The organism is Pantoea nemavictus, assembly GCF_037479095.1.
Classification (GTDB): domain Bacteria; phylum Pseudomonadota; class Gammaproteobacteria; order Enterobacterales; family Enterobacteriaceae; genus Pantoea; species Pantoea nemavictus.
The window spans coordinates 3,673,396-3,692,585 of the sequence record NZ_JBBGZW010000001.1; the positions used below are offsets into that span (position 1 = coordinate 3,673,396).

The window sequence follows — 19,190 nt, forward strand, 5'->3', positions numbered from 1 at the left end:
GACGCCAAAAGAAAAACCCCGCCGCGGCGGGGTTTTTTGTATCTGGTTACCGTTAACCGGCGACCACCACCAGTTTTTGGTTGGCAAACTCTTTAATACCCAAATCCGACAGTTCACGTCCGTAACCGGATCGCTTCACGCCACCAAACGGCAGCTCTGCGGAGGTATCGCTCTGCGAATTGATGAATACCATGCCAGTTTCAATTTGCGATGCCATCTTACGACCACGTGCAATATCTTTGGTCCAGACTGAACCGCCAAGGCCATAGTTCGAGTCATTCGCCAGCGCGACGGCTGCACGATCGTCGGCCACCACATACACTTGCGCCACCGGACCAAAGAACTCTTGATAGTAAGCCGGGTTATCCGGCGTCAGACCGGTGAGCACCGTTGGCTGGTAATAGCAGCCGACGCCTTCAATCGCACGACCGCCAAACTCCAGGCGTGCGCCGTGCTTAACCGCATCATCAACCTGCTTCACTAAACGATCGCGTGCATCTTTAGAAGATAGCGGACCCAGCGTGGTTTTCTCATCCAGCGGATCGCCCGGCGTGGCCGATTGCAGTGCCGCGCTGAATTTCGCCATAAAGGTATCGGCGATTTTTTCATGCAGAATAAAGCGTTTGGCCGCAGTACAGACCTGGCCGCAGTTGCTGAGGCGGCCCTGAGCGCCCTGGCGAACCGCTTCATCAATATCGGCATCGTCCAGCACCACGAATACATCATTACCGCCCAATTCCAGCGTTGATTTCTTCAGATGTTTGCCAGCTTGCTCTGCTACCGCGCTACCGGCACGTTCGGAACCGGTCAGCGCCACGCCCTGCACCCGTGAGTCGGCAATCAAATCCGCAACCTGATCGGTGGAGATAAACAGATTGGTCCACGCACCTTTTGGCGCGCCAGCTTCTGCCACCAATTTTTCAAACACGTCTGCACAGTGCGGCACGATATTGGCATGTTTCGCCAGTACCGGATTGCCAAGCGCCAGGTTTGGCGCCAATACGCGCATCAGCTGGTAGTAGGGGAAGTTCCACGGTTCAACCGCGACGATCACACCAATCGGATGATACTCAAGCCAGGCGTCGCCCACTTCGCTGGCATAAGGTTGCGGCTGCAAAAAGGTGGCAGCATGTTCAGCGTAATAGCGGGCAATCTGCGAACAAATTTTCACTTCACCACGGCTTTGCCCAATCAGCTTGCCCATCTCTTTACTGGCGATAGTTGCCAGCTCTTCGGCACGTTGGTCGATCAAATCGGCTAAACGATGCAACACCTGTAGACGTGGCTGAATATCGCCTTTGCTCCAGCTGGAGTGATAAAGCTCATCCGCGGTTTTCAGCGCCTGTTGCGCATAAGCGTCATCGTGTTCGTCCCACGCTTTGAGCAGTTGGTTGTTGGCCGGATTGATACTTTGATAGGTTGACATATAAGGCTCCCTGAAAATCTAAAAGATAGCGAAGGCGGGACACGGCCCGCCTGCAATTCAAACGTTTTTGCGCTCAACGGTTTTGTCGTCCCAGGTCAGAACGTCCTGGTCGGTCTTTTTGAAAGCGCGAATCAGCACTTCATCACTGCCTTGCTGACTCCAAATCTGCTCTGCTAGACGTTCGTCGTAGTTGGCTACCTCAAAAATGGCTTCAGCAATTTCGCGCGATGTATGGCGCAGTGAAGCCCATTCGCCCACGTGATGCTCTTTCGACTGTTCTGTTGTCATAAAGGTCTCCTGTTGTGGATTTTATCCTTGCAGCTTTACCGCCAGTCCGGCGACGTGTTGGCCCTGATAACGGGCTATATCCAGTTCTTCCGCCGAGGGTTGACGCGATCCATCTCCGCCAGCCAGCGTGGTTGCGCCATAAGGCGTGCCGCCGCGCACATGCGAGATGTCGAAAAGTTCTTTGGTGCCGTAGCCGATGGGAACAATTACCATGCCGTGGTGGGCGAGAGTGGTCCAGACAGAGGTGATGGTTTGTTCCTGACCGCCGCCGGTACCGGTTGAAGCAAAAACGCTGGCGATTTTGCCGTACAGCGCGCCCGAGGCCCACAGTCCGCCGGTGCGATCCCAGAAGTTACGCATCTGGCCGGCCATATTGCCAAAACGGGTCGGGGTGCCGACGATAATGGCATCGTACTGCGGCAAATCCTCCGGTTTAGCCTCAGGCGCCGCCTGATTCACTTTGCCGCCAACCTGGGCGAAACGCTCCGCATCCATGCTTTCCGGCACGCGCAAAATGGTGACTTCTGCGCCACTTACGCTCTTTGCACCTTCGGCCACGGCCTGCGCCATGGTTTCAATATGTCCGTACATCGAATAGTAGAGCACCAAAATCTTTGCCATAGTTTTCATCCTGCTGGAGGTGATGAGTAATCAGAAGTATAGAAGAGCCTGCGCAGGCTGCTGTACAGAGCTTGAGCAGGTGCTAATAATTGGCGGATAACTCGTTGTAACGCGGCGGTAAATTTGGGTTTTTGCAGCTAAATGAGTGAATTATCTGTTTCAAAATATGAACAGCAGGCGGGGTTATCGGTGGGTTGTCTATTCTTTAAGCAGGTGAGCGGAACATCCGCCACCCTGCTTTTCACAGTTGCAACGTGATGAGTCCTCAAACTGGACGCTCAATCTCTGGAGGAAATGATGGCACAACATCGTGGAGGTTCCGGCAATTTCGCAGAAGACCGTGAAAGAGCTGCAGAAGCGGGCCGCAAAGGCGGTAAAAACAGCGGCGGTAATTTCAGAAACGACCCACAGCGCGCTTCTGAAGCCGGTGAAAAAGGGGGACGCAGCCGCGCTAAAAAATAGTGCTCCTGCCCATTCATCCCCGGCCGCCGGGTTCGCCCGGCGGTAACAAGCATTGCAATTTCCCTTATCTCTGCGCAAACTGACCGCCAATTGACTATTTTGGTGCGTTATGTCCGCTTCATCTTCCCGTCTCAGCCTGCGAATTTCACGTCAGGAACTGGTACTCATTTTCATTACCATGGTCTGGGGTGGCACCTTTTTGGTGGTGCATCGGGCGATGGCCCATTCCGGCCCGTTTTTCTTCGTTGGGCTGCGTTTTGCTACGGCTTCACTACTGCTGGCGTTTTTCTTTCGTCGCTATCTTAAACAGGTAACCTGGCTGGAAATCAAAGCTGGCGCGCTGATTGGTTTGTCGATCGCTGGCGGCTACGGCTTGCAGACCTGGGGCATGCAGACCATTTCCAGCAGTCAGTCGGCGTTTCTCACCGCGCTGTATGTGCCGGTGGTGCCGTTATTGCAATGGGTGTTCCTGCGGCGTCCGCCGGGATTAATGGCGTGGCTGGGTATTCTGCTGGCATTTACCGGCTTAGTGCTGGTGGCGGGTCCACAGGATGGCAGTTTGACGCTGAATGCCGGCGAAATCGCCACCTTACTCAGTACGCTGGCGATTGCGGCGGAGATCATCCTGATTAGCCGCTATGCCGGGCAAGTCGATGTGCGCCGTGTGACGCTGATTCAGCTGATGGTCGCATCCGCCTGTGCCTTTGTCTTGATGGTCCCGAATGGCGAATCGATTCCTGCCATGTCCACGCCACTGCTGCTCAGCGCGCTGGGTTTAGGTGCGGCCAGTGCATTAATCCAGGTGACGATGAACTGGGCGCAACGTAGCGTATCGCCAACGCGTGCCACGGTAATCTATGCCGGTGAACCGGTTTGGGCGGGCGTAGTAGGGCGTATCGCGGGGGAACGTTTGCCTGCCGCTGCGCTGTTGGGCGCGGCACTGATTGTGTGCGGGGTCATCGTTAGCGAGCTGCGTATTCGCCGTAAGAAAGCGGTGCCCGATGAGGCACCGCTCGAACCTTAAGGATGTTGCCGTGCCGCCTGGTTCACCCGTGCGGCACCGCGTCGTTGCAGAATGGCGTTGAGGATGATGGCACCAAAGGTCGCGGTGCCAATACCGCCAATTGTGAAGCTACCAATCTTCAGCGCAAAATCACCGGCACCGAGCACCAGCGTGGTCGCCACCATGATCAGATTACCGTTCTGATTGAAGTCCACATGGTTCTGCACCCAAATACGTGCCCCTGCCACCGCAATCAAACCAAACACCACAATCGATGCACCGCCAATCACCGGGCCGGGAATGGTGTGGATCAGCGCGCCAAATTTTGGTGAGAAGCCGAGCACCAGTGCAATGACCGCCGCCGCGACGAATGCTAAGGTCGAATAGACTTTCGTCACCGCCATCACGCCGATATTTTCTGCATAGGTGGTTACACCGCTGCCGCCCATCGAGCCGGATAGCATGGTTGCTAATCCATCGCCGACGAATGCGCGGCCCATCCACGGATCGAGGTTGCGTCCGGTCATACCCGCCACCGCTTTAATATGACCGAGGTTTTCCGCCACCAGAATGATCGCCACCGGTGCAATCATCACGATGGCCTGCATATCAAAGATCGGCGCGGTGGTGTGCGGCAGACCAAACCACGGCGCATTGGCAAGACCGCTGAAATCCACCGGCTTGCCAAAGCCCATCACGTTGGTCAGCAAGGCGTAGATTGCCCATGCCACAATCAGCCCGACCAGGATCAGCAGCCGCTGAATCATCCCGCGGGTAAATACTGCCACCAGGCCGATGCACAACACCGTCATCACCGCCATCCAGCTGTCGAACATCGAGCCGGAGACGCCGTGCACGGCTATCGGGGCCAGGTTCAGACCAATCGCCATCACCACCGCACCCGTCACCACTGGCGGCATCAGGCGCTCGATCCAGCCGGTGCCGACTTTCATCACCACCAGACCAATCAGCGTATAGAGCGCACCGCAGGCGATCACGCCGCCGAGCGCCAGCGCCAGATTAGGATTAAGTCCCTGGCCGTTAAAGCCGGTTACCGCAATAATCACGCCCACAAACGCCGCGCTGGAGCCGAGATAGCTGGGCACGCGTCCGCCGGTGACGACAAAAAACAGCAGCGTACCGATGCCGGAAACCAGAATCGCCAGATTGGGGTCCAGTCCCATCAGCAACGGCATCAATACCGTTGCGCCAAACATTGCCACAGCATGCTGCAGGCCAAGGACGACCGTCTGCGCAAACGGCAGCGTTTCATCCGGCGCAATCAGCCCATCATCGGTCAAGGCTGACTTTTTCTGCCAGCGGGGGAACCAGGAACTCGCCATCGTCATCTCCAGGGTGTCAGTGAAAGCGGGCCGCACAGCGCGGCGTTAGCGGGCATCCTGCCGTAAAAGGTGATGATATCCACGGTCAAACCATGCCAGGCCGTGCGTTTCATCATTGCGCACCAGCGCCAGCACTTCGCAAAACAGGATGTCGTGTGTCCCGACGCTGACCACCTGCGACACTTTGCAATCAAACGACACCAGCGCGCCGTCTAACAGGGGTGCACCGCTGGCAAGCGTCTGCCAACCGGCGGCGGCGAAGCGTTGATCCATCGGCGTTTTGCCACCAAACAGCGTCGAAAGTTCTTCATGCCCGGCGGCCAGCGTGTTGACGCACAGATAGCCGTTATCGCGAAAAATCGGCCATACCGACGCTGAGCGGTTAAGGCAGACCAGCAACGTCGGCGGCGTATCCGTCACGCTGCACACCGCTGAAGCGGTAAAACCGGCGCGTCCGGCGGGGCCATCGGTGGTGATGATATTCACTGCTGCGCCTAGGCACGCCATGGCGTTACGAAACGCATCGCGCTCCACGAGGGGTAAAACCGGCAGTTCGTGCACGCTCATCAGCGGCTCCTGTGATTAGCTGGCCGCACGTTGGGCAGGCGCAGCCGTATCGGCCAGCCAGCGCAACAGCAGCGCGTTAAAGTTGTCGGCATCCGTCACGCTCATGGCGTGTCCACCCCAGCGCATCTCAATCAGGCTGCCATTAGGCAATGCCTGCGCCAGCTGTGGCGAGCAGCTCCACGGCACCAGCAGGTCGTCCTGACTGCAAATCGCTAATACCGGCTGCGTGATACGCGCTATCTGCGCACGGAAGTCGGCGCTTTTCAGCGCGTGCAGACGACGCAGCAGATTTTCCATACCCTGAAAATGGGCCACATGGTGCGCATCTTCCGCCGTAATGCGCGCCTGATTACGTGCCAGCCATTCGGCGGGATAGAGGAACAGCGGCTGAGCGCGTACAAAGGCTTCAACGCCAACGTTCATCAGCAGATCCTGACGCACCTGGAAGCAGCGTTGCGTATGCGCATCCAGCGACAGCCAGCCGTTGATCACGACCACGCGGCCAACGCGTGCGGGGAAATCCAGCGCCAACTGCAGGCCAATCAAACCGCCCAGCGCATGACCGATAACGTCGTAATGTTCAATGCCCCGTTGTTCCAGCGCAGCGGCCAGTTCCGCCGCCATCATCGCCATGCTGTAGCCTTCCGGCAGCGTATCGGCACTGCGACCAGTACCGCGCTGATCGTAAGTCACCACGCGAAAGTGTGGCGTCAGCGCCGCCAGCTGCGGCTGCCAGAATCCGGCAACGCCGCCTAAACCTGAAGCCAGCACCAGCGTCGGCGCATCTGCGGCGGTTAACCCCTGAATATCCAGATGCATCACGCCTCCTGCTTGCCGATATGGGCAACGGTGGCGATTTCAATCAGCGCATCCGGTTTCACCAGCCCACACTGAATGCAGAAGCGCGCCGGTTTATCGCCGGGGAAATATTCGGCATAAATCTGGTTAATCGCCGCGTAGTTGCTCCAGTCGGTGAGAAAGATCGAGTTGAACGTGACGTCATCCATGGTGCCGCCTGCGGTTTCAATCACCTTTTTGATGGTGTCCAGCACGTGGCGTGTTTGCGCTGCCGCATCACCGACATGCACTACATTGTTGTTAGCATCAAAGGGCAAGGTGCCGGAGACGTACACCACGCCATCGGCTAAGGTGCCGGGCACGAATGGGGCGATGGGTGTTCCAGTGCCGGGCGGAATAATCACACTTTTAGGCATGGCGAAATCCTCTTCTTATCAGTTTGCAGATGAAGCGGTACGTTAGCTTTTTAGCGCTTCACAGAACGTGTCGGTATTGCTGACCCAGCCAAAGAACGTCTCGATATTAAAAATGGCCGCCTGCTGGGCAAACGCAGGTCCTGCCTGATAAGTAGCGTCTTCCAAAACCACGCCAAAATACTCAAGGAAGAAGCCGTCACGCAGCGTTGATTCGACGCAGACATTGGTGGCAATACCGGTAAACACCAGATGGCGAATACCTCGGCTGCGCAGCATGCTGTCGAGCGGGGTATTGAAAAAGCCGCTGTAGCGCGGTTTCGGCAGCACAATATCGCCAGCCTGCGGCACCAGTTCATCCACCAGCGCATAATCCCAGCCGCCTTTCGACAGCAGCGTGCCCTGCAGCTCCGGGCGTTTGCGCATAGTTTTCAGCGCATTGGATTTGTGGAAATTGGGTGAACCGGCATCCCCGGCTTCAACGTATTGATCGTCCCAGCCATTCTGGAACCAGATAATCTGCATACCTGCTGCTCGCGCAGCGGTCACCGCCTGATGAATTTTGGCAATTACCGGTTTAGTGGCAGAGACATCAAAGCCCGCCAGGTCGAGATATCCGCCTTCGGTGGCGTAAGCATTCTGCATATCCACCACAATCAGCGCACTTTGCGCGGCGGGCAGCGCGATAGCTTCCGGACGCGCGGGCAAGGTGATGTTCGGTAAACTTTCGCTATGGGCGCAAACAACGGTACTCATCAGGCAACCTCCTGCTGTGATGCAATTAAATCGTGACGGCACTGCATTAATGGCTGAATACGCTCACCGAAATCTTCAATGCCTTGCAGGAAGTCATCAAAGGTCAGCAAGACGCCTTGGGTGCCGTCGACTAATGCAACTTCATCCAACATTCGTGCCACATTGGCGTAAGAGCCAACCAGCGTGCCCATATTGATGTTGACCGCTGAGGTCGGATCGGCCATCTGGCGCACGTTGGTGTCGCTGCCGGACTTGGTGTCCTGCTGACTTTGCGTGGTGAGCCAGGCGAGCGCCTCTTCATCGGCACCGGCTTTGTAGTGCTCCCATTTGACGCGTGCGGCTTCGTCGCTTTCGGCGGCGATAATCATAAACAGCACATAGGAACCGACATCACGACCGGCTTTATCGGCGGCCTGTTTCATGCGCGTGGCGGTCGGGGCGAAGGCGGTTGGCGTGTTGACGCCTTTGCCGAAGCAGAAGTTGTAATCGGCGTGCTGCGCCGAGAACGCCATGCCGGCATCGCTCTGACCGGCGCAAATCACCTTCATCGGTTTCTGCGGCTGCGGGCTGACGCGGCAATCGTTCATGGTGAAGAATTCGCCTTTGAAATCGCTCTGGCCGGTGCCCCACAAATCGCGCAGCACGGTGACGTATTCGGTCAGATATTGGTAGCGGCTGGAGAAGTAGGCATCGCCTGGCCACAGGCCCATTTGTTCATACTCGGGTTTCTGCCAGCCGGTAACCAGATTGACGCCAAAGCGGCCATTGGAGATGGAATCAATGGTGGATGCCATGCGCGCGACAATCGCGGGCGGTAAGGTCAGCGTGGCGGCGGTAGCGTAGATCTCAATGCGTGAGGTCACTGCCGCGAGGCCCGCCATCAAGGTGAAGGATTCGAGGTTGTGATCCCAAAACTCGGTTTTCCCGCCGAAGCCGCGCAGCTTGATCATCGAAAGCGCAAAGTCGAAATGATAATGCTCCGCTTTCAGCACGATCTCTTTGTTCAGTTCAAAGGTGGGCTTGTACTGCGGCGCATGGGTGGAGATCAGCCAGCCGTTATTACCAATCGGGATAAAGACGCCAATTTTCATGTGAAACCTCTCTGCATTAGACGGGGATTGCTTCACGCGCTGCGCTGCTTCCTGCACGCATCCTGCGGGCGGCGCTCCATCACAAATCTGCAAAGCCTGTGCCACATTTTTAAAGGGCTTATATAACAATGCGTTAAAATTTACATGGGGTGTAAACTGGAGTAATTGGTCCAAATCAGACCGTTTGGTCAAAACGGCTGCACGTTTTTCATGCGCGGCGTGGTCAAAAAAGGTGCAGGCGGCGAATTAGGCAGGAAAGGAGGCCTTTGTTATGATGCGGTTAAGCAGGACGGATGAGGTAACAGTGTGAAAAGCGATGAAAAAAAACCGGGACGCCGTTCGCGTGCGGTCGCCGCTAAGCGGGCAGCCATTCTTGAAGCGGCTTTAGCCTTCTTCTCGCAATACGGCATTCACGGCACCAGCCTGGATAAAGTGGCCGAACGTGCCGATGTCTCCAAAACCAATCTGCTCTATTACTTTCCGTCAAAAGAAGTGCTGTATGTGGCGGTTCTGAAAGAGATTCTTGATGTGTGGCTGGCGCCGCTGCGTGCGCTGCAGCACGATCACGATCCGCTGACGGCCATTCGCCAATACATTCGTCTGAAACTGGAGGTCTCGCGCGACCATCCGCAAGCCTCGCGCTTATTCTGCCTCGAGATGTTGCAGGGCGCGCCGCTGTTAAAAGGCGAACTGGCCGGTGATTTAAAGGCGCTGGTGGATGAAAAGGCAGCGATTATCGAACAGTGGATCGCCGAAGGTCGACTGGCGGGCGTGCAGCCACAGCACCTGTTTTTCCTGCTGTGGGCCACCACCCAGCACTATGCGGATTTCGCCTCGCAGGTTGAAGCGATTACCGGCCAAACGTTGAACGATGCGGCGTTCTTTGAACAGACGCTGGAAAACGTGCAGCGCATGATTATTGAAGGGATCCGCGTGCGCTGATCCCGCTTTTTCAAGGAGAGTGCATGGATTCATTATCGCAACTGACGTTAGGCGCGGCGGTAACCGTCGCCGTGATGGGCAAACGCGTGCCGGTGTGGCAGGCGGCGCTGGTGGGCGCGGTCGCCGGCACCTTGCCGGACCTCGATGTGTTCATCGATCACGGCGATGCCATCCGCAATATGACGCTGCATCGCACCGAAAGTCATGCGCTGATATTTCTCACCTTGATTGCGCCGCTGCTCGGCTGGCTGGTGGCGGGCGCGATGCGCAGTCGAACTCACTGGCGCGGCTGGACGCTGGCAATCTGGCTGGCGCTGGTGACGCATCCGCTGCTGGACCTCACCACGGTGTATGGCACGCAGCTGGGTCTGCCGCTCACCGATTTCCCTTATGCCATTGGCAGCATGTACATCATCGATCCGCTGTATACCTTGCCCCTGCTGATTGCACTGCTGGTCGCCTTATGGCGGCGCGATGCCCGAGGCTTACGCTGGAATCAGGCGGGGCTATTGGTGAGTACGCTGTATCTCGCCTGGAGCGTGGTGATTCAAAGCATGGCGACGCAGCATATTGAGCAACAGTTGACGCAGCAATCGGTGCAACCTGAGCAGCTGTTGGTGACGCCGACCGCGTTCAATACGCTGGTATGGCGCACGGTGATCATCACGCCAGATCGCTATGGCGAAGCCTATTGGTCGCTGCTGTCGTCGCAGCGTCCGCTGCAGATTAGCTGGCACGATCGCAAACCTGAGTTGTTTGCCCCGTTTAAAGGCCAATGGCATGCCGAACGCGTGGCGTGGTTTAGCCATGGTTTCTACGCGATGCAGCAGCAGGGCGATGATACGTTGATTAGCGACTTGCGCATGGGCGAAGAGCCGAATTACACCTTCACCTTTAATCTGGGATCGCCGCAGTCGCCTGAGGTGGCGCCACAACGTGAACCTTCGCTGCGTCCCGCGTTAGGTGAAGCGTGGCGAAAATTGCTGGAGAGGTTATAACGAGAAAGGCCCGGTGAAATCACCGGGCCTTTGGCTGTGCAAATCAGGCCTTACGACGACGCAACAACCATCCCATCGTCAGAATCACAAACCATAATGGTGTGATCATCAGCGCCTGGCGGGTATCTTCCTGTAGCGTCAGCAGTACCAGCACAAAGGCGAAAAACGCCATGCACACCCAGCACATAAACTTGCCCAGCGGCATCTTGAATTTCGATTCCGCATGACGCTGTGGATGCTGCTTACGGTAAGCCAGATAGCTGCACAGGATGATCGTCCAGACGAACATAAACAGAATCGCCGATACGGTGGTGACCATGGTAAATACGGTCATCACATCCGGAATCAGGTAAATCAGCGCCACGCCAGCCAGCAGGCACAGGCAGGAGAAGAACAGTCCGGTCGTTGGCACCGCACGCGCCGAGAGGCGACCAAAGGATTTATGCGCCACGCCCTGTTCTGCCAGGCCATACAGCATGCGGCTGGTAGAGAAGATACCGCTATTGGCAGACGAGGCCGCCGACGTCAGCACCACAAAGTTAACAATGCTGGCGGCTGCAGGCAGGCCAATCAGCACAAACATTTCTACGAACGGGCTGCGATTCGGCAGCACCTGATTCCACGGCGTCACCGCCATGATCACCATCAGCGCCAGCACGTAAAACATAATGATACGCAGCGGAATGGCATTAATCGCACGCGGTAAAACTTTGTGCGGATCTTTAGTTTCTGCCGCGGCGGTGCCGACCAGCTCAATGCCGACAAAGGCGAACACGGCAATCTGGAAGCCGGCAAAGAAGCCACTCAACCCTTTCGGGAACATGCCACCGTGATCCCAGATATTACTCAATGCTGCGCTGCCGCCGTTCGGAGACGGATAATGCATGCTCACCAGCACAATACCGGTGATGATTAGGGCGACAATGGCGACGATTTTGATAATCGCAAACCAGAATTCCATCTCGCCGAACAACTTCACCGTGGCAATATTCAGCGCCAGGAAGACGAAGACGCACAGCAGGGCGCTCATCCAGATGGAGAAGTCCGGGAACCACAGTTGGAAATAGGCGCTAATGGCAACCACGTCGGCAATACCGGTCACCACCCAACAGAACCAATAGGTCCAGCCGGTAAAATATCCCGCCCACGGGCCAAGTAGATCGGCAGCAAAATCGCTAAAGGATTTGTATTCGAGATTCGACAGCAGCAGCTCGCCCATGGCGCGCATCACGAAGAACAGCATAAAGCCAATGATCATATACACGAAGATGATCGATGGGCCGGCAAGGCTAATGGTTTTTCCCGAACCCATAAACAGTCCGGTGCCGATGGCGCCACCAATGGCAATGAGCTGGATGTGACGATTATGCAGATTACGCTGGAGTTTATCCGGCTGTTCGGCCTCGTTGAGCGCCTCTTTAGATTGATCAACCATAAATTTTTCTTTCCTGTCGGGGATGTTGTGTCAGCTCTAATGGCTGATTTGCCCGTCATACTTCAAGCCGCAGATGCGTTGGCTGCGCATGTTCACCCCAGTCACTTACTTAAGTAAGCTCCTGAGGATTTACATACTTGCCGCCTTCCTGCAGCTCGAATTATTTAGGGCATTGTTAGGTGCCCTTTATAGGGCAAGGGGCATAAGATAGTGGAAAGGCAGGCAGTTTCGATAATGGTTTTTCCCCCTTTGTGACCTTTTACGCGCTTTGCTCTGTCAGTAATTATTTACAGTGTTTAAAGCGCAGTCATTTTGCGTAAATCTTCAGCAATTAAGCCATTTACGTCACTCTCTCCGCGCGCGACCTCTACACTTGTTAGTTCATTTCATCAGGAAAAGTGAGGCATTGTGCGCGCTTTGTTAGCCGTCGCGTTGCTGGCCGTTTGCGGCTGGTTAAGCCTGCCGTGGTTGAAAACCCATCTGCCACCGCAGTGGAATCCGTTTACACCACTTAAAGTGACCGACCCGCCGGGTTGGATGACGCGTTATAAGCTGAAGAAGTTGAGTGGCGATCCTGCGGCCTGCATGGCGGTAATGCGTCAGGCAAGTGAACAGCGGCTGGTGCAGTTCCGTGCGTTGCCGCCGATGCAAGGCGGTTGCCCGCTAGAGCAGCCGCTGCGCATCAGTGGCTACGGCGACGTTACGCTCAGCAGCAGTTTTCTCGCCAGCTGTCCAATGGCAGTCACCAGCACCATGTTCGTGATCAATAGCGATAGCGCATTGCGCCAGGCGGGAATTAATAGCCCGCTTAAGCGGATTTCTCACGTTGGCAGTTATGCCTGCCGCAATATTTATCATCGTCAGGAAGGTCGCTTGAGCGAGCATGCAAGCGCCGATGCCTGGGATGTCACTGGGTTTCAACTCGCGAATGGGCGCTGGTTACAGGTGGGGAAGAACTGGCAGCAGCCGGAAGAGGCAGCGGCAGGACTGCATGCGCTGTGGCGTAATGGTTGCGCCACTTTTGGCAACGCGCTGGGGCCCGACTACAACGCGGCGCACGCCACTCATTTTCATCTTGGCATGCGCGGCTCGGGTTACTGTCGATAACTACACGGCGGGATTAAGTCCACGTTTTATCAGGAAATGATTAGCTGGCCACGAGAAAACAAAGCCAATCAATATTGCTAATTGCAGCATAAACCAGAATGCTGCCAGCAGCGGGTCAATCTGCTGGTTTAGCACAAATTTTAGGGCCAGCGCCATAAAGATAAAGATCCCTAATTGGTAAATGAGTAAGGGAAAAATTTCGGTTTTCAGCGCGAGTAATAATGCGCGGACGAATGAAAGTTTTTCACGTTGGCGAATAGCCAGAAATTGAAAGAGTAATCCGATAAACAATGAAACGATCACGCAAATAATTGCCTGCATCCATAGCGTCGGATTAATAGCAAATTGTTTTAGTAAGGTGATTATCGGGATTGTGATGATATCGCCGAATATACAGGCCGCAGCGGATAATGAAGTGGAAATAAATATGGTTTGCCAGCCGGGATTGCCCGCTATTTTTTGCGAAACCAGCAGCGCAAGTTTTTGCTGGCGCGAAGGTTTACGGCCCAGGTACCACCAGGCGATCCAGCCAATAAATGGCATATACAACCCGGTTACAGGCCAAATAATATTCATCACCCGCACAGGATGTGGATGGCGAAAAAGATCTTTTAAAATCATCAGGGCAGTGCAGCCACCCAAGACAAGGAAAGGTAATGCAAACTGGTTCAACATAGTCAGTTCCGCTAAAACGCCAACCTACGTGCGACAATGCGCCTGATGAGTGCTGCGCCACTGTCTCCCCTTGCAAACTCGCCGTGCATGATTCTGCTCTCACCGATTAAGCGTAGCCGGAAAAGAGCCTGAGAGAGATCATACCGCAGCGTATTACATTATCTTAACCGCATAAATAAGTGGGATTAAGATTAAGTCGAAACTAATTCACCCCCTATAATCCTTTCATGACAAAAGAATCTGCTCTGACCATGACTAATTTTAGTTAATGTCGATGCTAAAAATTTATCAATCTAATGATCATTTTCGATGAATAGGGTGATTGAAAGTGCTTCAGAAAAATCCTATTCTAATATGCTGAGGAATTAACGTTGTGAACCTGTTAAAAAAATAGCGCGAACTCACACTCTCCCATTAGGTTAACGCATTGACATTAAGAGAGTTATGCTTGCTGCTAGTAGATTTGCTCTCTTTTCAATCAATATTTTTTGTCTGACTAATTTATTTTTTTGCGTTAGCAACAATGAATTTCAGGATGTAAAAGCGTGAAACAGCGCTAAGGCAATAATGACGACCGATAATTATTTCGTCTGGCGAGGCGAAATGGAAAATGAATTTCTGGCGCTCAAAGAAGTGATGCAATTGAAATCGCTATTGCAAAAGCAGATTGAAGCGTTGGGTTTTGATTACTTCGCTTTTCTGGTTCAGCATCCGGTGCCTTTTACCCGGCCGCGGCTCTTTTTGTTTAGTAGTTATCCAGAAAGCTGGGTAAAACGCTACGAAAGTGAGAACTATTATGCAGTCGATCCGGTGCTATTACTTTGCCAGCGACCAGGCCGCGGCGTGGAGTGGACGCGCGATTTATTTACCGGTGCGGGTAATTTATGGGCGGAAGCCAACGCGGCAGGATTAATGAGTGGCTTTTCCTGCTCAGCAATGGCGCCAAATCGTACCATTGGTATATTATCTATTGCATCGAAGCTTCACAGTAAGACCCAACACTTACGCATCCAGCTAGAGGTGAAACTGCATCTTCTGGCGGAACTGAGTTTGCGCGTGCTGGAGCATCTGAACGATAGTTCTATGGTGGTTTTATCTAATGATTTTAGTCAGCGTGAGTTGGAAATTCTGAAATGGACGGCAGAAGGGAAAACCTCTGCGGAAATTTCACTTATTTTAGCCATATCTGAACATACGGTGAATTTTCACCAAAAGAATATGCAAAAGCGTTTTAATGTTTCCAATAAAACGCAGATTGCTTGTTACGCCGCAGCGGTTGGCCTGATATAGCGAAAAGGCAACTACTAATTTTAGTAGTTCCTTCTGCCGTGTCAGTTGTCTACCCTGCGCGCAACGTTGCCAGGCTGGCTCAAAGAAATCATTGCATACATGAGGATGTCAGAGGCGCATGATGAAAGTAATTCAAACACAGCTTAAGGATATGCCGTCCTCACTGTTGGCAGAACTGGGAACGTATCGTTACAGCGTATTTGCGCGTGGCGAAGGGTGGTCAATTCCACCACGATTGAGTACCCCGGGGCAGGAGTATGACCGATTTGATCGCTCGGATGTCACATGGCTGATTGCCTGGAATGCGCGACAGGGTATTTGCGGTTGCGCGCGTTTATTACCCTGGCATGAACCTGAAGTGCCTGAAGGCTTTGTTCTGCCTTTTGATCAGGAAAAGGTCTGGGAGATGTCGCGCTTTTCGGCGCGCCTCGAAGTCGATGCGGAGCTGCCGCTGAGTATTTTGTGGCACTCGGTGCAGTTAGCCGAATTGAACGGCATGGAGTATTTGATCAGCTCGGCCACGCCGATGCTGGAGAAGATGTTTGAGCAGCACCAGGTGGTGTACGAGCCGCTGTCGCCAGGTCTGATCCAATCTGAAGATAATCTGTTCGCCATTCGCATCCCGGTTAATCAGCCGGCACTGGCGGAGAAGTATCGTGGTACGCGCCGCTTTAGTCCGGAAGAGGTATTGCCGTCGCTGGGCGTATCGGTGAACTGGCAATCACACAGCTAACTACCCCGCGCATCGCGCGCGGGGCATAGCGCTTATTGACGGTAAGCGGTTTTGATCTGACGAATAGTATTGTTAAATACTTCCGCCTGCGGCTTATCGCCTAACGAAGCTTGCACATAACGCTCCATGTTGATGATCACCTTACCGGCATCGGCTTGACCCATCCCTTTCAGAATCAGCGTCACCATCATTTTCAGACAGGCTACTTCGTCTGCCAGCGCCTGCGTGTCTCGTGAAGTTGCAAAATCCTCATCACTCATCATTGACTCCTTGGTGGTGTTACTCAGTGTTGACACATTCTTCCTGTGCGTAAAAAAGAGAGTATATCATATGGTTGTCAGCCGAATTTTAATCAAGCCGAAGCGGTGAACGGAGATTGCTTTTTAATTGTTCATTGCGCTATTTATCTGCAAACAGAAAAGACGTTTACGCGTTATTTATGCGGCAAATCGGCTAAACGAATGAAAATGAGCTATAAATTATAACTTAATGATATTAGTCACAATTTCACATTTGGGTTTTCGCATGTTATTGCCATTTGTTAAAAAAACAGGATCAAAGCAATCTAATTGATTTGTATCATTTCATTTGAGATTTATCTGTGGCGATAGATGTTTTTTCCACCTGAAAACGGGTAAGATAACGGCTCTGTAATATATTTCCCTTTCTTAACCTGCGGAGTACGTCCCGTTGATCAGCCTGCTTCTTGTTGATGACCATGAACTGGTACGCGCCGGTATTCGCCGTATTCTGGAAGATATGAAAGGACTTGTGATTGCCGGTGAAGTGGCCTGCGGTGAAGACGCGGTAAAATGGTGCCGTAACCATCCCGTCGACGTGGTGCTGATGGATATGAACATGCCGGGTATCGGTGGTCTGGAAGCGACGCGTAAAATCGTCCGTTTTAATCCCGATATCCGCATCATCATGCTCACCATCCATACTGAAAATCCACTGCCTGCCAAAGTGATGCAGGCGGGAGCCGCCGGTTATCTCAGCAAAGGTGCCGCGCCGCAGGAGGTGGTAAGCGCCATCCGCTCGGTACACTCAGGTCAGCGCTACATTGCTTCGGATATCGCCCAGCAAATGGCGCTAAGCCAGATCGAGCCGCAAAAAGCCGAATCACCGTTCAGCTGTTTGTCGGAAAGGGAATTGCAGATTATGCTGATGATCACGCGCGGGCAGAAAGTGACGGAAATATCCGAACAACTTAGTCTCAGCCCGAAAACCGTTAACAGCTACCGTTATCGCATGTTCAGTAAGCTGAATATCAGTGGCGACGTAGAGTTAACGCATTTAGCCATTCGACATGGTCTATTCAATGCGGAGCCGTTAATCAGTAGTGAGTGACGTTTTCAATTCCAAAGCCTTTCTCAGCACCGTGACCAGTCAACCCGGCGTCTACCGCATGTACGATGCGACCGGCACGGTGATCTATGTTGGTAAAGCCAAAGACCTCAAAAAGCGCCTGACCAGCTACTTCCGTACGCAGGTGGGCAGTCGCAAAACTGAAGTGCTGGTAAGCAACATCCACAACATTGACGTCACTGTGACGCACACCGAAACAGAAGCGCTGCTGCTGGAGCATAACTACATCAAGCTCTACCAGCCGCGCTATAACGTGCTGCTGCGCGATGACAAATCGTATCCCTATATTTTTCTTAGCGGCGATAGTCACCCGCGTCTGGCGATGCATCGCGGGGCGAAGCATGCCAAAGGCGAGTACTTTGGGCCGTTCCCCAATGGCTACGCGGTGCGTGAAACGCTGGCGTTGCTGCAGAAGGTGTTTCCAATACGGCAGTGCGAGAATAGCGTTTACCGCAACCGTTCGCGTCCATGTTTGCAGTATCAGATTGGCCGCTGCCTTGGCCCTTGCGTCGCGGGTTTGGTGAGCGAAGAAGAGTATGCGCAGCAAACTGAATACGTGCGGCTGTTTCTCGCTGGCAAAGATGATCAGGTGATCAATCAGCTGGTTAACCGCATGGAAAATGCCAGTCAGGAACTGCGATTTGAAGAGGCGGGAATTTTACGCGATCAAATCCAGGCCGTGCGACGCGTCACCGAGCGACAGTTTGTCTCCAATCAGGGCGACGACCTCGATGTCATGGGTGTGGCGTTTGATGCCGGAATGGCCTGTTTGCACGTGCTGTTTATTCGTCAGGGCAAAGTGCTGGGGAGCCGAAGCTATTTCCCTAAAGTGCCAGCCGATACCGAACTGACCGAAGTGGTGCAAACTTTTGTTGGGCAATTTTATCTGCAGGGGAGTGAAGCGCGCACCTTGCCGGCGGAAATCTTGCTGGACTTTACTCTGCCAGAACGTGAGCTACTGGCCGAATCGCTCAGCGTCCTGGCGGGACGCAAGGTGAACATTCAAAGTAAGCCGCGTGGTGACCGTGCGCGCTATCTGAAACTGGCGCGCACTAACGCGGCAACCGCGCTGACCACCAAGCTTTCGCAGCACTCGACTATCCAGCAGCGTCTGGCGGCGCTGGCGACGTTCCTTGAGCTCGACACCATCAACCGCATGGAGTGCTTCGATATTAGCCATACCATGGGCGAGCAGACGATTGCGTCGTGCGTGGTGTTTAATCGGGATGGTCCGCTGCGTTCCGATTATCGTCGCTACAACATAGAAGGCATCACGCCTGGCGATGATTATGCTGCGATGAATCAGGTGTTGCGTCGTCGTTACGGTAAAGCGCTGGAAGAGGATAAAATCCCCGACGTCATCATCATCGACGGCGGTAAAGGTCAGTTGGCCCAGGCGAAACAGGTTTTTGCTGAGTTAAATGTTCCCTGGGATAAAGATCGCCCAATTTTACTCGGTGTTGCTAAAGGCAGCGATCGTAAAGCCGGGCTGGAAACGCTGTTCTTTGAAGCGGAAGGCGAGGGCGTTTCCTTGCCGCCTGACTCGCCTGCGCTGCATGTCATTCAGCATATTCGTGACGACTCTCACAATCATGCGATTTCAGGTCATCGGAAAAAACGCGCCAAAGTGAAGAACACCAGTGCGCTGGAAAGTATCGAAGGCGTAGGACCAAAACGCCGCCAGCAGTTGCTTAAGTACATGGGCGGCCTGCAACCGTTGATGAATGCCAGCGTGGATGAAATCGCCAAAGTGCCGGGGATTTCTACCGCCCTGGCGGAAAAAATATACTACTCACTGAAACACTAACGTTGAAACAGGGTGGGCAATGTAGGAACATACGTGAAATCCTACTCACACCAGACAGTTACTGGCA

At 53.9% G+C, this 19,190-nt stretch carries 21 protein-coding genes; 9 read left to right on the forward strand and 12 right to left on the reverse strand.

What is annotated here, in order from left to right; all coding sequences use genetic code 11:
• Nucleotides 1–52: 52 nt before the first annotated feature.
• From WH298_RS16830 to wrbA, 3 genes are read right to left on the reverse strand one after another with little or no spacing between them, the layout of a single operon-like run.
• Nucleotides 53–1,426 (reverse strand): NAD-dependent succinate-semialdehyde dehydrogenase, encoded by a 1,374-nt coding sequence (locus tag WH298_RS16830; RefSeq protein ID WP_049851049.1) that lies wholly within the window; start codon nucleotides 1,424–1,426, stop codon nucleotides 53–55.
• 57 nt (nucleotides 1,427–1,483) lie between these two features.
• Nucleotides 1,484–1,714, reverse strand: a complete 231-nt coding sequence (locus WH298_RS16835; protein ID WP_007887329.1) for a YccJ family protein — start codon at nucleotides 1,712–1,714, stop codon at nucleotides 1,484–1,486.
• Between the two features lie 21 nt (nucleotides 1,715–1,735).
• Nucleotides 1,736–2,335 carry an NAD(P)H:quinone oxidoreductase gene (gene wrbA, locus WH298_RS16840; protein WP_007887328.1) on the reverse strand — a complete coding sequence of 200 codons (600 nt, stop codon included), beginning with the start codon at nucleotides 2,333–2,335 and terminating at the stop codon, nucleotides 1,736–1,738.
• A gap of 297 nt (nucleotides 2,336–2,632) precedes the next feature.
• Between wrbA and WH298_RS16845 the strand changes: the two genes are divergently transcribed.
• Complete coding sequence (locus tag WH298_RS16845; RefSeq protein ID WP_007887327.1) at nucleotides 2,633–2,797, forward strand: con-10 family general stress protein; 165 nt, start codon at nucleotides 2,633–2,635, stop codon at nucleotides 2,795–2,797.
• A 109-nt stretch (nucleotides 2,798–2,906) separates the two neighbouring features.
• A complete protein-coding gene (locus WH298_RS16850) occupies nucleotides 2,907–3,821 on the forward strand; it encodes a DMT family transporter (protein WP_180823384.1) in 915 nt (304 codons plus the stop codon).
• Here WH298_RS16850 and rutG read toward each other — a convergent pair.
• From rutG to rutA, 6 genes are read right to left on the reverse strand one after another with little or no spacing between them, the layout of a single operon-like run.
• Nucleotides 3,818–5,143, reverse strand: coding sequence for a pyrimidine utilization transport protein G (rutG, locus tag WH298_RS16855; RefSeq protein WP_049851052.1), 1,326 nt, complete (start codon nucleotides 5,141–5,143; stop codon nucleotides 3,818–3,820). The genes WH298_RS16850 and rutG overlap by 4 nt on opposite strands.
• 45 nt (nucleotides 5,144–5,188) lie before the next feature.
• A complete protein-coding gene (gene rutF / locus WH298_RS16860; protein WP_007887323.1) occupies nucleotides 5,189–5,710 on the reverse strand; it encodes an NADH-dependent FMN reductase RutF in 522 nt (173 codons plus the stop codon).
• A 15-nt stretch (nucleotides 5,711–5,725) separates the two neighbouring features.
• Complete coding sequence (rutD, locus tag WH298_RS16865) at nucleotides 5,726–6,529, reverse strand: pyrimidine utilization protein D (protein WP_180823385.1); 804 nt, start codon at nucleotides 6,527–6,529, stop codon at nucleotides 5,726–5,728.
• Complete coding sequence (gene rutC / locus WH298_RS16870; protein WP_007887321.1) at nucleotides 6,529–6,924, reverse strand: pyrimidine utilization protein C; 396 nt, start codon at nucleotides 6,922–6,924, stop codon at nucleotides 6,529–6,531. The genes rutD and rutC overlap by 1 nt, the downstream gene beginning before the upstream one ends.
• Nucleotides 6,925–6,966: 42 nt before the next feature.
• Complete coding sequence (rutB, locus tag WH298_RS16875; protein WP_007887320.1) at nucleotides 6,967–7,677, reverse strand: pyrimidine utilization protein B; 711 nt, start codon at nucleotides 7,675–7,677, stop codon at nucleotides 6,967–6,969.
• On the reverse strand, nucleotides 7,677–8,768 hold the full coding sequence (gene rutA / locus WH298_RS16880; protein ID WP_180823386.1) for a pyrimidine utilization protein A: 1,092 nt from the start codon (nucleotides 8,766–8,768) through the stop codon (nucleotides 7,677–7,679). Before rutA ends, rutB begins: the two co-directional genes overlap by 1 nt.
• 306 nt (nucleotides 8,769–9,074) lie before the next feature.
• On the opposite strand from rutA, the gene rutR reads away from it, so the two are divergent.
• On the forward strand, nucleotides 9,075–9,710 hold the full coding sequence (gene rutR / locus WH298_RS16885; protein WP_180823387.1) for an HTH-type transcriptional regulator RutR: 636 nt from the start codon (nucleotides 9,075–9,077) through the stop codon (nucleotides 9,708–9,710).
• A 23-nt stretch (nucleotides 9,711–9,733) separates the two neighbouring features.
• Nucleotides 9,734–10,708: a metal-dependent hydrolase gene (locus WH298_RS16890; RefSeq protein WP_180823388.1), complete on the forward strand. Its 975-nt coding sequence runs from the start codon at nucleotides 9,734–9,736 to the stop codon at nucleotides 10,706–10,708.
• A gap of 43 nt (nucleotides 10,709–10,751) precedes the next feature.
• On the opposite strand, the gene cycA is transcribed toward WH298_RS16890, so the two are convergent.
• Nucleotides 10,752–12,143 (reverse strand): D-serine/D-alanine/glycine transporter, encoded by a 1,392-nt coding sequence (cycA, locus tag WH298_RS16895; RefSeq protein ID WP_007887316.1) that lies wholly within the window; start codon nucleotides 12,141–12,143, stop codon nucleotides 10,752–10,754.
• A 408-nt stretch (nucleotides 12,144–12,551) separates the two neighbouring features.
• Between cycA and WH298_RS16900 the strand changes: the two genes are divergently transcribed.
• Nucleotides 12,552–13,250 (forward strand): extensin-like domain-containing protein, encoded by a 699-nt coding sequence (locus tag WH298_RS16900; RefSeq protein ID WP_049851057.1) that lies wholly within the window; start codon nucleotides 12,552–12,554, stop codon nucleotides 13,248–13,250.
• Here WH298_RS16900 and WH298_RS16905 read toward each other — a convergent pair whose 3' ends face one another.
• Nucleotides 13,251–13,925 carry a DUF4396 domain-containing protein gene (locus WH298_RS16905; RefSeq protein WP_180823389.1) on the reverse strand — a complete coding sequence of 225 codons (675 nt, stop codon included), beginning with the start codon at nucleotides 13,923–13,925 and terminating at the stop codon, nucleotides 13,251–13,253.
• 567 nt (nucleotides 13,926–14,492) lie between these two features.
• Here WH298_RS16905 and sdiA point away from each other — a divergent pair.
• On the forward strand, nucleotides 14,493–15,215 hold the full coding sequence (gene sdiA / locus WH298_RS16910) for an autoinducer binding domain-containing protein (protein WP_180823390.1): 723 nt from the start codon (nucleotides 14,493–14,495) through the stop codon (nucleotides 15,213–15,215).
• 121 nt (nucleotides 15,216–15,336) lie between these two features.
• Nucleotides 15,337–15,948 carry an acyl-homoserine-lactone synthase gene (locus WH298_RS16915; RefSeq protein WP_007887305.1) on the forward strand — a complete coding sequence of 204 codons (612 nt, stop codon included), beginning with the start codon at nucleotides 15,337–15,339 and terminating at the stop codon, nucleotides 15,946–15,948.
• A 32-nt stretch (nucleotides 15,949–15,980) separates the two neighbouring features.
• Here WH298_RS16915 and WH298_RS16920 read toward each other — a convergent pair whose 3' ends face one another.
• Nucleotides 15,981–16,208 (reverse strand): DUF2594 family protein, encoded by a 228-nt coding sequence (locus tag WH298_RS16920; protein WP_007887303.1) that lies wholly within the window; start codon nucleotides 16,206–16,208, stop codon nucleotides 15,981–15,983.
• 430 nt (nucleotides 16,209–16,638) lie between these two features.
• Here WH298_RS16920 and uvrY point away from each other — a divergent pair, with 430 nt between their 5' ends.
• The gene (uvrY, locus tag WH298_RS16925; protein WP_007887302.1) at nucleotides 16,639–17,298 is read left to right on the forward strand and encodes a UvrY/SirA/GacA family response regulator transcription factor; all 660 of its coding nucleotides are present in this window, start codon (nucleotides 16,639–16,641) and stop codon (nucleotides 17,296–17,298) included.
• A complete protein-coding gene (gene uvrC, locus WH298_RS16930) occupies nucleotides 17,291–19,123 on the forward strand; it encodes an excinuclease ABC subunit UvrC (RefSeq protein ID WP_049851058.1) in 1,833 nt (610 codons plus the stop codon). Before uvrY ends, uvrC begins: the two co-directional genes overlap by 8 nt.
• The last annotated feature ends 67 nt before the right edge of the window (nucleotides 19,124–19,190 follow it).